Genomic DNA, 13,538 nt, shown 5'->3' on the forward strand with positions numbered 1-13,538 from the left:
CCACCAACGACCCGCCCACCCCCCCCCAGCCACGTCACAACCCCCATTTTTCCGCCCCCCCGCCCTTGCGCCGGGGCGGCGGCTCCGCAGGAGCCGTTTGCCGCGCCCCGGCCCGCGCCGCGCGGAGCGCGCTTGATCTACTACAGACGGAATCGGCAACAGACTGTCACTGAAGCGTGTCATGTCCCGGCTGATGCTTTACGCTTGCGCCCCGCCGGATGCTTGACATGACGTCCTGGTCGAGGCATTAGCCTGCTCGGATGAGCTACGACATGTTCGTTCAGCGGTTCGAGCAGAGCGATGCAGCGCCGATGGCAGGTGAGGTGTTCCTGGCCGCCTTTGAGCCCCGCGTCGACCGTCGGGAGCCTCAACACAGCTACTGGCACATCAGCGCCGACGACGGTGGTACTGCAGACCTCTACGCAGCCCCTGCCGGCGGCACGCTCGACAGTCTCATGATCAGCCGGTTCTCCGCCGGTGCTGTTCTCGACATGCTCGTCGAATACATCCGGCTCGCTGATGCCGTCGTGCTCCCATCCGGCTGCCCCGCCATGCTCGCCCACGAAGGGCAGCGGCACCACCTTCCCGAGGAACTTCGCACCGACGCCGTGGTCGTCCGAGCGGGCGCGGACGTAGAGCGCCTCCTGCAGAGCTGCTAGGCGATGTGTAAATCATGCGCTGGGACGGGTCTGCCAAGCATGTGGTGGGACTAGACAGTCGCCACTGAAGCGAAGAGGGCAAAGCGGGGTTCATCGACCGCATATCGCTAGCCGCAGCTTCGTAACCGTTGTCCACAGCGCATCAGGGCCTGCGACGCTTCTGAAGCGGAGGGGAACTGGCGTCGGCGAGGCAGCCGAGCCGACCTGCTGGCATGACTGCAGACGCGGCTTACGCCTTGGCGAAAAGCTCGCTGACCATCCGCTGACGCCGCTGCTGTACGCAAGCAGGAAGGCCACCTCCCGAAGCCGGGAAGTGGCCTTTGACCTGCGTGGGCGATACTGGGATCGAACCGGTGACCTCTTCGGTGTGAACTGTCGGCGAGCCGGTCGTTTCAGGCTCGATGCGAGGTCACGGGGCCTGGTGGGGCTCGTCTCGACCGGGTTCGGCTGGCACGGTTGCTGTACTTCGCTGCTGTACTGCCGGCATCAGATCAGACGTTGGATGCGGACCTTCGGGCGCTCATTTCTGAGGTGGCCTTGCTTGTGCTGGCGGACCTGCTCCTCCCAGACCTCCTGGTCGTAGTCCGGGTCCGGCGGGGTCCACTTGTGGGAGCCGTCGCTGTAGTGGAACTTTTCGTCGCCGGGTCGAAGGATGCTCATCGGGTCCAGCCGAGGAAGCGGTGGTGCAGGCGGCCGGCGGGCACGTGGGCCAGGTCCTGGGCGGCGTCGACGAGCTGGGCGGCCAGATACAGGGCCAGCGACACCGGGGCGCGGTCGTATTCGGCTCGCAGTTCGCGTCGTCGGGTCTGGCATGGCCACTCCCCCGCACAGCCGCCGCAGGTCCAGGCCGGTTTGATCGGTTGGTGGGTGGTCATCGCGGGCCGTCCTGGCTCGGCCAGTGGCCGCGGTTGATCGGGATGCGGTGACGGCTTCGGCAGGGCAGGCTGCTTCCGCAGCGGCAGACATGTCGCCAGTGCCGCCATGACCAAACGGGCCGATGACGGCGGGCGAGGGTGAGCGCCACCGCCAGGACGTACTCGTCGTACGAGACGCGCTTCATCGGCTCGCCGGAGCCCTCGGGGCGACTCTTCGCCGCGTCAGGGGATTGGAAGGGAGCACTGCCGCCTCCTCGTGCCGCCGGTGTCCGGGGGCGTGGATGCCCGATCACGGGGGATGCGCCGGGCACCCACGCCGGTGAGGACGGCCCACAGCGCCAACCGAGGGAATCGACCTCCTCGGCAACCTCCCATAGGTACCGTTGGGTAGTCAAGGGCTGACGTAGGTGGTCTACTCGTGTTGCCAACCGAGGGGAACACCGTGCCACCGCGTTACCGCTACGAGCAGATTGCCGACGACCTCGCCGAGCGCATCGCCTCCGGCGAGTTCCCGCCGGGCTCCAAGCTGCCCAGCCGTCGAGAGTTGATCGAGTACTACGGCGTTACCGAGCCGGTAATCGACCGCGCCATGCAGGTGCTACGGATCAAGGGGATGACCGAGACGCTGCCCGGCGTGGGCGTCTTTGTCGCCGACTAGGTCAGCCGTCACCTCACGCCGTCGCCAATTCTGCTCTGTAGGACACGCGACCTCAAAGCGAGGAGGACGGAAGGTCATGGACAAGCTCGTAGCCGGAGGGTTAGGGGCACTCGTAAGCGTCGCGGCTGTAGTCCTCGGCGCTTGGCTACACAGCAGGCGAGAACTACGCCAGTGGCGTAGGGATCAAATGCTGCGAACAGCCGTCGAGTTCGTCACGCCGACTCGTTACCTCCTCAACCACTACCGGTGGCTAGGCGAGGACGCGATGAATCAAGAGGACCGGCGCGCGCGGCGCGATCGAATGCAGGACGCCCGCACCGCGATCCAGCTCCTCTACAGCCCGCCCACGGTACAACTAATGGAAGAGCTCGTGAGCCGGCTATATGAGACCCGGCCGGAAACGATCAAGGAAGATCACGATCGCACCCAGGAGATGTTCCGTGAGCTGGTCAGGCAGCTTGGAACTGAAATAGGCGCAAGGCCAAAGACCCCTTAACCGCGCCCAAACGACCGACTCGCGGCGACCACCTCGGTGTGAACGCGGGTACGGAGCACCGTCGACTGTCGCCCGGTGCCGCCTCATGTTGCAGAGCTACGCTTCCCTGCCGCCTTGTGGCGTCTCGTGCCAGCCGCTGGCAACCCTTTCGCTGCCTCCTGGCTGCCTTCTTCGCGGCGTCGCGGGCTACCCAACAAAGCCCGGGGAAAGTACAGCGCCTGCGCTCACTCCTCAGGCTTACTGCTCGTAGGTCCGGTGTAGCTCTGGGCGAGAAGGTGACCCTCAAGGACCGTGTACAGGGCGTTGCCTTCGTCCACGTAGAGGCGTCGCTCCCCGCCGCCAGCCTTGGCGGCAACGTAGTGGATGCGGCCAGACTCGCCGCTCTGGCGCCATGCCCTAAGGATGACGCGGTCAGGGATGTGAGGCATGGTCCTCCTTGCGCGGCGGCGTTCACCTCCTATCCCAAGGGGTCCAGGCAGGCGGCGTCAACCACTCGCCCGCTGGCCGCCGCCTGGCTGGCGATCTCTCGCTTGTAAGTTCTGGGCGCTCCGTCCGGGCCGGTCCGCGCGTGTCTCTGACCTCGGCTCGTGGTCCACGGCTGTACGGCTTGGCCCCTCCCCGTCCAGCCTTGTTGCTGTCACCGTTGCTGTCGACAGCACCGAGCGACCTGCTCAGACGAGGGCTCCGGCCCGCGCGGACGCCCTCAGCTCCCGTATCCCGGCATCCACGGCAACGAGTCAACCTCGGTCGTTCTCCCCTGCAAGACCATCGTGAACAGTTCCATCATCCCGGCCCGCGAGTAGCCATCCATGTGCAGCGGGCCGCGAACCTCGTCGTGGTCCTCCCAGATCACAAGCCCTCGGCTTCCCGCGAACACCGACACGCTGTACCCAGCCTCGTTATCGCTGATCCACACGTCAGGATGCTCCGGGTCATCGACCTCCAGCTCATCCAGCAGGTCCGCGAGCTGGTCAACCGATGAAACATCCTCGCCACTTCCCCAACGATGCTGGATGGAGCAGCGAACTGCACTCGGAGCGTCAGCCATGGAAGCAATCCTCGCCTACGCCGAGAGCGCCACCCACCCTCGGTGCCTACCCACGCGACCTACCTTGCGTCGGACACAGACGTAGAAGCGGAACTGAGGCGGGCTCGTTTGTGACCTGCGGCGACCTGGTCGGCGCGCTGGTCGCGCCCCGTCGTGGCTTGCCGCCGCTGCTCGCTGGTTGCCGACGTTTGACGGCGCCTTGTGCCACTGTGCGCCCCGAGCGGGTCCGTCGCAGCCGGCCGTCCTCGGTGTTCAACGCACACGGTTTAGGAACGGAGTAGCGCTAGCACGGACATCTCGTGTCCTACCAGGAGGTACGTCCTCCGGCCATCCAGCGTGACGCCGGCTCATTCCGCGCATGTTCCGGATCTTGTGGCGCTAATCCCTGGTGACTTCCTCGCGACTGCTTCCAAGCACGCAGCCGTCAGGATCCGACCGCGCCTTCTGAACTCCCAGCAGCGATCCGTCAGGCAGGGTGACGGCGATGACCGGTACATACTCGCGGCCGTCGGGTTCCCAACCGATCACCCTGCCGACGTCGCGCTCAGAGCCTTCCTCGGCCGGCTGGGACAACCACAATTCATAGCCTTGAGGGATCATCGAGGCAACGTATCCCCGCAGGGTCAGCTTCTAGGTCCTCTGTCAGATACCCGATCCCTGCGGCCCGCTGCATCCGGCGTACAGGTCGACTCGTCCGCCCACCAGGTCAGCCGCTAGCACATCGTGGCTGACCTGCCGATTCTTCAGGCGCTGCTGGTCGTCGTTACCCATTCTTGGTCGGCGTTCGACGGACCCAGGACGGCCCCGGGGCCCAACCACGGCCCAGGGAGCCACGAGCGTAAGCGCGGGCCGCCGGATTGCACCCTCAAACTGCCAGCTGACAGCACACTGGTGGCCGCTCGCGCTCCTCCTGCAACCTGTTGGTTGGCCTGGTGAAGCTGTCGGCACCGATGATCGTGAGGCCCATTGACGCCTCCCGAAACAAGTCGGTGTCGCTTAGGCTCCCTACGCAGGCCATTCCGGGGAGGACACAGACAAGTGAGCGCAGAGCTGGCACTAGCGGTTGCGGGCGAAGCCCTGGGTACGCTGGCCTATAAGATCGGCGCAGCTACCTACGGTGAGCTTTTTGCAGAGCGCCATGACGTGATGGTCTCTGACTCTGCCCTGCTAGTCGAAGACCAAGCGGGGAATCAAGTCGTGTTGACCGACGAGCAAGCGACGGCAATCGGTGCGCTCATCAAGTCTCCCGAGGTGACCGCGCTGGCGCAGACCTACATCTTGGGCCAAAGGGCGACGGAGACTTTTCAGGATGCGCCAGCGCTGACCGCGGGGTCGAAAGGAGCATTTCTTGGTCTGTTTGCCAAAGAGTTTCCAAGTATGCGCTCAGCTGGCGAACTCATCTGGAACCTGATAACCGAAGTATTGCAGAACGTTGCTCCGACGCAGAGCGGACTGAAGAGGGGGAAGAAGGAGGATCTTTCCCGTCTATTTGACACACAGGAAGGCATGCCGGATCGACGCCCCCCAGCGCCTCGGTACATCCGTGAGATCCTTGAATCCACAACCGATTGGGAGATCGTAGAACGACTTCGCCGAATATGTGAGGATGCCTGCAGGGCCGCCGAGGAAGAATTCGGCAAGATGCACTTGGAGCACGCTCAAGACAACCATCGATTCTCTCACGAAGACCTATACATTGAGCGCACGCTCATCCCTCGGGAGAGCAATCGGAAGAAACGCGTTGAGTCCACAGTTATTACAGCTCCTGCCCCTGGCACCAATGCCGTTGTGATCGGAAATCCTGGCGCGGGAAAGAGTACCCTTGTCAGGAAAGCCATATATCAGCAGATTAAGCGTCCCACGCGGGACCTTGCCCCTATCGTCCTGCTCTGCCGAGAGTTGAATAGCGAATCTGACTTCGACCTGACCCGGGAGCTCACCAATCGCCTCGGTCTAATGCCGGGCGTGGAGCTGAAGGAGGGGGATTTCGAGAGGCTACTTTCTCTCGGACGAGCGCTCCTGGTCTTCGACGGCATAGATGAGATTGCGGACCTTCAGAGGCGTCGGCGAGTAATTTTGTCGATTGAATCTCTTGCGGTGGCGTATCCACTAGCTCCGATCATCTGCACTACAAGAATCGTTGGCTACGATAGCGCCGCCTTTCACAACTCCCGCTTTTCGCTCTACGAGCTGGATGACTTCTCGGAGGCGCAGGTTTCGCAATACGCAAGGCGGTGGTTCAAGATAATGCGCCGTCCTGCAATCGACAGCAAGGCCTTCCTTCAGGACTCGCAAGAGGTGCGGGAAATCAGGCGCAATCCTTTGATGTTGTCACTCCTGTGCACGCTGTACAAGGTTCGAGGGTATATCCCAATGAACCGCCTCGACGTGTACAAGTCTTGCGCTGACTTGCTCTTCTACAGTTGGGACTCCCTGAGGCACATTCCGCAGCCGGTAGACCATAAGAGGTACGGCCATACACTTATGGAGGAACTTGCCGACCTCTTCTTCAAGTTTCCTTCCGCTGGAGCCGGGGTGGAGGAGGGCCTGCTGGTCCGCCTTATCGCGTCTTTCTTCAAGGACACGGCAGGTGTAGACCAAACCGAGGCGGCTCATAGGGCGCAAGAGTTCTTGAATTTTTGCGCTGGACGAGCGTGGTTACTGACATCGGTTGGAAGAGATTCGCGCGGCCAGCGAGTCTTCGCCTTCACGCATCGAACCTTCATGGAGTTCTATGCGGCGCGTGCGGTCGTCCGGCGAGCTAGATCGGAGGAGGATGTACTAAGAGTCATTTACGATGTATATCGGAAAAATCCGAGCTCGGTCCTGCCGGACATTATCGTGCAGGCATATGACGAGAAGGAGTATCGAGGCGCGGAGACTCTATTAAGGATTTTCAAGAGGGAGGGCCGGGCAGGCAGGCAGATTCCGGCGGGAAGTCATTTCCCTCTTTGCTTGCGCATTCTGAACAGCACGCCCGTCGGCGCTCCGTTGGTTCGCGAAATACTTCTCGATGCACTGACAGCCTGGAACTTTACGAATGACCGGACGGATCGTGGAATCTTCATCTCGCTCCTTCAGTTGTACCGAGACCCACGCAACATTTGCCAGCGGATTCTGAGAAGAGTAGACGAAGCAGTACAGCCGGCGGTGGCGTCTGCTTTCCGCAACGCCTTTCTACGACGATGGTCCCGGCTATCGCTAACTGGCTTCGCTGACGTCTTCGAGGAAGAGTGGGGAGCAATTGCGCATCTAATTGCGACAGAGGACGGACCTACGCTGGCGGACGAAGACCCGGCGGTATATGCGTATCTAAAACTGGCAGGGCTGCTGCCCGGATTTGAGGTGTCGGCACCCGAATTGGAGAGGGCTTTGGTGTTGTCGGCCTTCGGGGCGCAAATTCCAGGGCTAGCGCTCCGTGCCGTCCGCGAGTATCTGGGCGAAGACAAGCCGGACGCGATTTATCAACAGATCTGCGTACAGTACGGTGGAGCGTTGGAACAGCAGCCCGCGCAAATTCCCCGTGATCTTGCGGAACGTGCTCAAAGAGTGGTCGGTGACATAGTGCCAGCGTTGGCTGATGTCGAGCCCGCGCAGCCGGCGACTATCAAAAACCTTCTTTTCTGGCTAGCATGCTTGATGTGTGAGACCACCGACTCAGGACTTCATTCATTCCATGAGGTCGTTCGGTACCTCTATCCTAATGATCTCCTCTATCGGGTATTGCGCAAGCGTATGAGGTCCAAGCAGATGGACGAGGGTGCCGCCGAGGAACTGCGTAGCGTCAGGCTCGGGCCACGCTTGCGCCATGAGGTGAGCCGTTTCTGTCCGCCTTGGGCCGACACGTGGATGAAGGGAGACCTCTCCATAACAGGTGCCCCTTACTAGCAGCCCTCATGTGCACTGTATGCCGTCGACCCGCCCTCCTGGGGAGCGGGCCGCCGCCCGGCCCGCCACGTCAAGACGGCCTTGACGCACGGTCGGACGCTGGCGGGTCGGGCGGTGGTCTGCTCGGCTCGCCCGGGTCGTCGGCTGGCGGGATGGCCTACCGCAACCTCCCACGGACCGTGACCCGCCGGCGGAGCCCCGGCCATCCTGGAGCCGGAGCGCCCCCGCCGGAGGCGCAGTAGCCGCAACCCCGCGACCGCCGTCAGCTGGCCGACGCGGCTGGCGTGCGCTCCCCTACGCCGCGCGGGCTCGTGGCCGCGCGGCCCGGCCGGCTGCCGGCTCACACCACCGGTCAACCGTCCTGTCGTTCGGCGGCGGCCCCTTGGGCTCCCCGCTTCCGCGCCAGCCGCCGGGCGTGTTGCGTGGCCGGAGTCGGAGCGCCAGCGGAGCGACGGACACGCGCCCAGGCGGCGGCGCGTGCGGCCCGTTGCGGGCCGCCTTGATAGACGTACAGAAAGTCCTCCCAGACGAGGGCCGGCGGCCAGCTGTCGGATCACAGGGCCGGCGGCCGGCTCCTGCGCCGCTTGATGGGTCGCATGTGAGCGCGTAGAAAGCCGGTGGTTCGGCAACGGGCGATCGGGCTACGGTTCGCGGATGAGCATCCTGCCCGGGGCGACGAGACAGTCGTTTGCGGGTCGCAATCTTCGGCATCGCACCCTGGACAGGCACTCCTTCAAGTTCTGCGATTTCCGGGGTGCCGACCTTCGGGGCGCCTCTCTCCGAGGTGCTCACTTCGCTGGCTGCGATCTGCGGGATGCTGACCTGCGCGATGCCGATCTTTCCTACGCACAGTTCACCTACGTCAGAACACACGATCCGGAGTACGGACGCACAGACGTAACCGGGGCCCGGTGGGACGGGGCCACCCTCCGAGGCGTAATCACGGACCGCGTCCTTGGGTGGCCGGATGGCCTCCCACACTCCGGCATTACTTCAGGTTGACGTGTCGGTACCCGGTGCTACTCTGGCCCTCGTCGAGCACGCCAGCGCGGCCTTCCTGCCGGACCGCTGGACTCGACGCCGAAGATGCCGAGCGGCCGTCCTGCCGCTGATGCGGGCCACGCCCCGCCGGCTCTCGATCGCACCGGCCGCTATGCCGGTCCCCCGAATCCGCTGAGCGGCCCAGCACGGCCTTTGCCTGCCGTCCACGATGGCCCGGATTCGCACACCTCCACGGGTGGGGGCAGCCTGCGGCAAACCCGCCGGATGCCGACATCCCAGGCTCCCCACCCGTGCCGGCGTCGATGCCAAAACCACGAGCGTGAAAGGACATGACCCATCGGCGGGAAGTGGCATCACCACGATTCCGCCCTCCGGCGTCAGCCGCCCTCTCGGCGGTGCCAGGAGACACGACGAACACCACCAGCGGACAGGCGTCCACGGCTGGTGGTGCTTCGTCTCCGTCCCTGACACCCCGCAAGAGGAGACAACCATCTTCACCACCTACCGCCCCGGCCTCGCCGCCGGCCGTTACGCCCAAGCCCTGCACCGCGCCGCCACACCGGAGTTCTCCGGCTGGCTGGAGCACACCCGCCCCGCCGGCGGCTGCTCCCGCCCGATCCGCCTCACCGGCACCATCGCCGCCGTCGACCGCGACACCGGCCGCATCCTGAGCGAGCAGCACACCGACGAACTGCCCGACCGGACGCTCTACAAGGCGTGCGGCAACCGCCGCGAATCGGCGTGCCCGGACTGCGCCTGGGTCTACCAGGGCGACGCCTACCAAGTCGTCTGTCGCGGCCTGACCGGCGGCAAAGGCATCCCCGCCTCGGTCGGCCGGCACCCGGTCGTCTTCGCCACCTTCACCGCCCCGTCCTTCGGCCCGGTCCACCACCGCCACGTCCCCCGCCACACCTGCCGCAACCGGCAACGCTGCGACTGCCGACCCGCACCCTGCCGCGCCCGCAGCAACACCGGCACCTGCCCACACGGACAGCCCACGGCGTGCTTCGCCCGCCACGACGCCAACGATCCGCGGCTCGGACAGCCGTTGTGCCTCGACTGCTACGACCACGCCCACCAGGTCGTCTGGAACCACTTCTCCGGCGAGCTGTGGCGACGCACCAAGCAAGCCGCCGAACGCCACGTCGGCGCAACGTGCCGTCGACGCGGCATCCCGAAGGTCGGCATCGTCACCGCCTCCGGCAACGTTCGCTGGGTGCCGCCCGTGCGGGTGTCCCACGGCAAGGTCGCCGAGATGCAACGCCGCGCCGCCGTGCATTTCCACGTCCTGCTGCGCCTCGACGGCGTCGACCCCGACGACCCGGACGCCCTCGTACCACCGCCGGACGGCATCACCGTTGACGACCTGGAAGACGCGATCCGCGCCGCCGCCCGGCAGATCACCGTCACCACACCACCGCACCCCGACCAGCCCGACGGCTGGCTGATCGCCTGGGGCGAGCAGGTCGACGTCAAACGCATCAACACCGTTGGCGGCGAACTGACCGATGCCAAGGTCGCCGCCTACCTCGCCAAGTACGCCACCAAGGCCACCGAAGCCACCGGCCACAGCTCCACCCGACTCACCCCCGCCACCGTCGACGACTACGCCGACCCCGGAGGCGACCACGTCGCCCGCCTCATCGACGCCTGCTGGCACCTCGGCCGCCCCACCCACACCGACACAACCGGCGGCGCCGCAACCGCCGACGACCGTCAAGACAGCCTTGACACCAAACCCAACATCTACGGCGGCCTGCGCCGCTGGGCCCACATGCTCGGCTACGGCGGCCACTTCCTCACCAAAGCCCGCCGCTACTCCGTCACCTTCGCCCAGCTCCGCGACACCCGCGCTACCTACCGCCGCACCGAAGACGACGAACCCGACGACACCCTCACCGTCGGCACCCTCACCTACATCGGCTCCGGCTGGCTTTCCGAGGGAGACGCCCTGCTCGCTAACACCGCCGCCCGCCAGCGGCGCGAGAGCAGACGCATCGGTCGAGAAGAACTCGCCCACGAGGCATGGCTGGGGGTGGCCGCATGAGCCGACACCTGACCCCGCGCTGGTACTCCCCTGCCGAGGTCGCCGTCCTGCTCGGCTTCGGCATCTCCAAGGTCAAAATGAAGATCACCACCGGCGAACTGCGCTCCATCAAGGACGGCAAGTACCGCCGCATCCTCCCCGAATGGGTCGACGACTACATCCGCGAACAGGTCGAGCGCCAGGAGGCCGCCTGATGCCCGGACGATCTCGCGCGAACGGCGAAGGCTCGATCTTCCCGTACCGGAACGGCTTCGCCGCGTACGTATGGGTCACCAAGCCCGACGGCCGGCGCACCCGTAAGTACGTCTACGGCAAGACCCGCGACGCCGTCCACGACAAGTGGATCAAGCTGCACCAGCAGGCGAAGCAGGGTCCGGTGGCGACCAGTGTCCCCACGGTCGGCAGCTTCCTCACCTACTGGTTGGCCGAGATCATTCAGCCGAACCGGGCACCCCTGACCTTCGCCACCTACGAGACGTTCGTCCGCCTCTACATCGCCCCTGGCCTCGGAGCGAAGCGGCTCGACCGGCTCCAGTCCCGCGACGTGCAGACCTGGATCAACCAGGTCGCCCGGACCTGCCAGTGCTGCGCCCAGGGCAAGGACGCCGCCCGCCCCAAGCACAAGCGCCGCTGCTGCGCGGTCGGCCGCTGCTGCCAAGCGGTCCCGTCGACGCGCACGGTCAGCGACATCCGGGCTGCGCTACGGGCCGCCCTCACCCACGCCCAGGCCGAAGACCTCATCACCAAGAATCCCGCCGTGCCGATCACCCTCGCCACCGTCCGCCGCCGCCGGCATAGGTCCTGGTCGAGCGACGAGGCACGGAAGTTCCTGGAATCAGCGAGAGCCGACGACGACCCGCTCTACGCCGCCTACGCCCTGGTCCTCGTCACCGGCCTCCGTAAGGGCGAAGCCCTCGGACTGACATGGGAGGACGTCGACCTCGACGCCGGAGAGCTGACCATCGGCCGCCAGCTCCAACGCGTACGCGGCCAGCTCCTGCACCGCAACACCAAGACCCAGGCATCCGACGCCACCCTCCCCCTGCCCGACATCTGCCTGACCGCCCTCAAGCTCAGACAGCAACAACGCAACGAGGCTGAGGCAGCCGCCGGCAAGGCGTGGCACGAGACCCGACTCGTCTTCACCACCCGCTACGGCACACCGATCGAGCCGCGCAACTTCCAACGCTCCTGGCAGACGAGGTGCGAGAAAGCAGGCGTCAAGCCGATCACCGTCCACGACGCCAGACGTACCTGCGCCACCCTCCTGGCCGACCTCGACGTCCACCCCAGAGTCGCCATGCAGGTGCTCAGGCACGCCCGCTTCTCGGTAACGATGGAGATCTACACGCAGGTCACATCGACAAAGACGAGAGAAGCACTCAAGCGCCTCGGCGAATCCCTGAGCCGCTGACGAGAACTGCTGTACAAAGCTGCTGTACGGCAGCAGAAAGGCCACCTCCCGAAGCCGGGAAGTGGCCTTTGACCTGCGTGGGCGATACTGGGATCGAACCAGTGACCTCTTCGGTGTGAAGCAGGACGCCGCACCGACTCTGACCTGCGGAAACGCGAAGCCCCAGGCAGGGGTGGGTGCAGTTGGGTGCGGTCAGATGCCGTTCGGTGCGGTTCAGCGCCGTTCAGGGCACCCTGTTGCTCCCAACCTGCTCCCCCGATCACGGGCCCGCGACCGGGTTGATGCCTCCAGGCTGTGCCGGACCGTCCTGCACGTCGTTCGTCAGACTCCGTGGCCGCATGCTCAAGCCGTCCTAGTGACGCCAACGCCCGCTCAGCAACCGTTAGGCCTCAACTGCTCCCGATCCGCTCCCGCGGCCCGCTTGTCAACCCGACAAGCTCAGACATGCCGGCGCCCTATCAACGGCAGATCAGTGCGGCTCCGTCTGGCGGCTGTGCCAGGCGGTTTCGTAAATCGTTCGGGCTGAGGTGGTCCGGTTCCTTCGACGTATGCCAAGCTCCGGCGGTGACGATCACCAGGCCCATGGTTGCCGGAGCGGTCGTTGCCCTCGCTGGGCACGGCCTTGCTGTTGGGTTCACGATTGCCCTGGCCACCGCCGCTGGTGGCGGCCCGAATTCGGACTTGGACGCCGGTGGCAGGTTCGCGGCGCTCTTCTTCGGCGTACTCACGTACGGCATCGCCCAGCTGGTGTTGCTGGGCAGCTGCTTCGCGCTGTCCGGACGGCTCGGCCGTGGGTCATCGTCTGGCCTCGTAGCTGGCTGGATATTGGGTCTGGCCACGAGCCTGTCCTACCTGTGCGGCGGGTTCGGCACCTAACGAACGCGCGGCAGCCCCGACTGTTCGCTGCACGGGCCACTCGTAGCACGCCGTGACGCCCGGTCGGCGGCAAAAGAGCAAAGGGATCCCTCGGCATAATCAGATCCCGAGGCGTTCGATCAGCATCTCGATGTTGGGCGCAACCTCGGTCCAGTCCGCCGCTGTGCTGAGGTAGATCACCGACGGTGCGGCCGACGAAGGTCTGTAGTCCAACGCAAAAGGCCGGTCAGGTCCGAGGTCACCGATCAGGAGAGACCGGTCGGGATCCACGTCGCCGGGCCGGCTCTGCCGGTCCGGTTGACCGAGGTAGAACCCGCGATAGTCCTCAGGGATGTCATCGAGCCAGCGCCTGTTGGCCGTCATCCGACTCAAAGGAAGGAACTGCGGCGCTACGGCGTCATCACCGAAGACTTCCCGATACGTCGACGACGAGCGGTCTGGAGCTACCCACCGACCCTGCTGCAGCACCCGGAGGAGCGCAGACGGGACCGGCAAGCTGTCGATGATCATGTAACTATCGTCGGTGCTCCGAGCGGTCCCCCACAAGACATCGACGCACACCACCAGCGGCATGA

The 13,538-nt window shown here is 65.1% G+C and carries 14 protein-coding genes; 9 read left to right on the forward strand and 5 right to left on the reverse strand.

The features are described 5' to 3' along the window. The first annotated feature begins 260 nt into the window (after window positions 1-260). Window positions 261-659 carry a hypothetical protein gene (locus V6U82_RS26520; protein ID WP_334465701.1) on the forward strand — a complete coding sequence of 133 codons (399 nt, stop codon included), beginning with the start codon at window positions 261-263 and terminating at the stop codon, window positions 657-659. Between the two features lie 486 nt (window positions 660-1,145). Here V6U82_RS26520 and V6U82_RS26525 read toward each other — a convergent pair whose 3' ends face one another. Next, window positions 1,146-1,319: a hypothetical protein gene (locus V6U82_RS26525; protein ID WP_199496078.1), complete on the reverse strand. Its 174-nt coding sequence runs from the start codon at window positions 1,317-1,319 to the stop codon at window positions 1,146-1,148. After that, window positions 1,316-1,534: a flavin reductase gene (locus V6U82_RS26530; protein ID WP_334465711.1), complete on the reverse strand. Its 219-nt coding sequence runs from the start codon at window positions 1,532-1,534 to the stop codon at window positions 1,316-1,318. The genes V6U82_RS26525 and V6U82_RS26530 overlap by 4 nt, the downstream gene beginning before the upstream one ends. Window positions 1,535-1,952: 418 nt before the next feature. Between V6U82_RS26530 and V6U82_RS26535 the strand changes: the two genes are divergently transcribed. Continuing rightward, entirely contained in the window at window positions 1,953-2,192 is a 240-nt protein-coding gene (locus V6U82_RS26535; protein WP_334465714.1) for a winged helix-turn-helix domain-containing protein, read from the forward strand. A gap of 187 nt (window positions 2,193-2,379) precedes the next feature. After that, window positions 2,380-2,688: a hypothetical protein gene (locus V6U82_RS26540; protein ID WP_334465717.1), complete on the forward strand. Its 309-nt coding sequence runs from the start codon at window positions 2,380-2,382 to the stop codon at window positions 2,686-2,688. A 703-nt stretch (window positions 2,689-3,391) separates the two neighbouring features. On the opposite strand, the gene V6U82_RS26545 is transcribed toward V6U82_RS26540, so the two are convergent. Further along, window positions 3,392-3,736, reverse strand: a complete 345-nt coding sequence (locus V6U82_RS26545) for a hypothetical protein (RefSeq protein WP_334465719.1) — start codon at window positions 3,734-3,736, stop codon at window positions 3,392-3,394. A 378-nt stretch (window positions 3,737-4,114) separates the two neighbouring features. Then, entirely contained in the window at window positions 4,115-4,336 is a 222-nt protein-coding gene (locus V6U82_RS26550; protein WP_334465722.1) for a hypothetical protein, read from the reverse strand. A 438-nt stretch (window positions 4,337-4,774) separates the two neighbouring features. Here V6U82_RS26550 and V6U82_RS26555 point away from each other — a divergent pair, with 438 nt between their 5' ends. The 6 genes from V6U82_RS26555 (at window position 4,775) to V6U82_RS26575 (ending at window position 12,963) form a co-directional block, all read left to right on the forward strand. Beyond that, window positions 4,775-7,624 (forward strand): NACHT domain-containing protein, encoded by a 2,850-nt coding sequence (locus tag V6U82_RS26555; protein ID WP_334465725.1) that lies wholly within the window; start codon window positions 4,775-4,777, stop codon window positions 7,622-7,624. A 654-nt stretch (window positions 7,625-8,278) separates the two neighbouring features. Beyond that, a complete protein-coding gene (locus V6U82_RS31625; protein ID WP_113973361.1) occupies window positions 8,279-8,626 on the forward strand; it encodes a pentapeptide repeat-containing protein in 348 nt (115 codons plus the stop codon). 490 nt (window positions 8,627-9,116) lie between these two features. After that, on the forward strand, window positions 9,117-10,673 hold the full coding sequence (locus tag V6U82_RS26560; protein WP_334465835.1) for a replication initiator: 1,557 nt from the start codon (window positions 9,117-9,119) through the stop codon (window positions 10,671-10,673). Continuing rightward, window positions 10,670-10,867 (forward strand): helix-turn-helix domain-containing protein, encoded by a 198-nt coding sequence (locus V6U82_RS26565; protein ID WP_334465727.1) that lies wholly within the window; start codon window positions 10,670-10,672, stop codon window positions 10,865-10,867. Before V6U82_RS26560 ends, V6U82_RS26565 begins: the two co-directional genes overlap by 4 nt. Next, window positions 10,867-12,087 carry a tyrosine-type recombinase/integrase gene (locus V6U82_RS26570; protein ID WP_334465729.1) on the forward strand — a complete coding sequence of 407 codons (1,221 nt, stop codon included), beginning with the start codon at window positions 10,867-10,869 and terminating at the stop codon, window positions 12,085-12,087. Before V6U82_RS26565 ends, V6U82_RS26570 begins: the two co-directional genes overlap by 1 nt. A gap of 564 nt (window positions 12,088-12,651) precedes the next feature. Next, window positions 12,652-12,963 (forward strand): hypothetical protein, encoded by a 312-nt coding sequence (locus tag V6U82_RS26575; protein ID WP_334465731.1) that lies wholly within the window; start codon window positions 12,652-12,654, stop codon window positions 12,961-12,963. 99 nt (window positions 12,964-13,062) lie between these two features. On the opposite strand, the gene V6U82_RS26580 is transcribed toward V6U82_RS26575, so the two are convergent. Next, the gene (locus tag V6U82_RS26580) at window positions 13,063-13,473 is read right to left on the reverse strand and encodes an SMI1/KNR4 family protein (protein WP_334465733.1); all 411 of its coding nucleotides are present in this window, start codon (window positions 13,471-13,473) and stop codon (window positions 13,063-13,065) included. Between the last annotated feature and the right edge of the window lie 65 nt (window positions 13,474-13,538).

Source organism: Micromonospora sp. CPCC 205554, assembly GCF_036902745.1.
GTDB lineage: Bacteria > Actinomycetota > Actinomycetes > Mycobacteriales > Micromonosporaceae > Micromonospora > Micromonospora tulbaghiae.

Excerpts from the sequence above, each read along its gene's own strand:
- V6U82_RS26520 (WP_334465701.1), top strand. The coding sequence starts at position 261 with ATGAGCTACGACATGTTCGTTCAGCGGTTCGAGCAGAGCGATGCAGCG.
- V6U82_RS26525 (WP_199496078.1), bottom strand. The coding sequence starts at position 1,319 with ATGAGCATCCTTCGACCCGGCGACGAAAAGTTCCACTACAGCGACGGC.
- V6U82_RS26530 (WP_334465711.1), bottom strand. The coding sequence starts at position 1,534 with ATGACCACCCACCAACCGATCAAACCGGCCTGGACCTGCGGCGGCTGT.
- V6U82_RS26540 (WP_334465717.1), top strand. The coding sequence starts at position 2,380 with ATGCTGCGAACAGCCGTCGAGTTCGTCACGCCGACTCGTTACCTCCTC.
- V6U82_RS26545 (WP_334465719.1), bottom strand. The coding sequence starts at position 3,736 with ATGGCTGACGCTCCGAGTGCAGTTCGCTGCTCCATCCAGCATCGTTGG.
- V6U82_RS26550 (WP_334465722.1), bottom strand. The coding sequence starts at position 4,336 with ATGATCCCTCAAGGCTATGAATTGTGGTTGTCCCAGCCGGCCGAGGAA.
- V6U82_RS31625 (WP_113973361.1), top strand. The coding sequence starts at position 8,279 with ATGAGCATCCTGCCCGGGGCGACGAGACAGTCGTTTGCGGGTCGCAAT.
- V6U82_RS26565 (WP_334465727.1), top strand. The coding sequence starts at position 10,670 with ATGAGCCGACACCTGACCCCGCGCTGGTACTCCCCTGCCGAGGTCGCC.
- V6U82_RS26570 (WP_334465729.1), top strand. The coding sequence starts at position 10,867 with ATGCCCGGACGATCTCGCGCGAACGGCGAAGGCTCGATCTTCCCGTAC.
- V6U82_RS26580 (WP_334465733.1), bottom strand. The coding sequence starts at position 13,473 with ATGATCATCGACAGCTTGCCGGTCCCGTCTGCGCTCCTCCGGGTGCTG.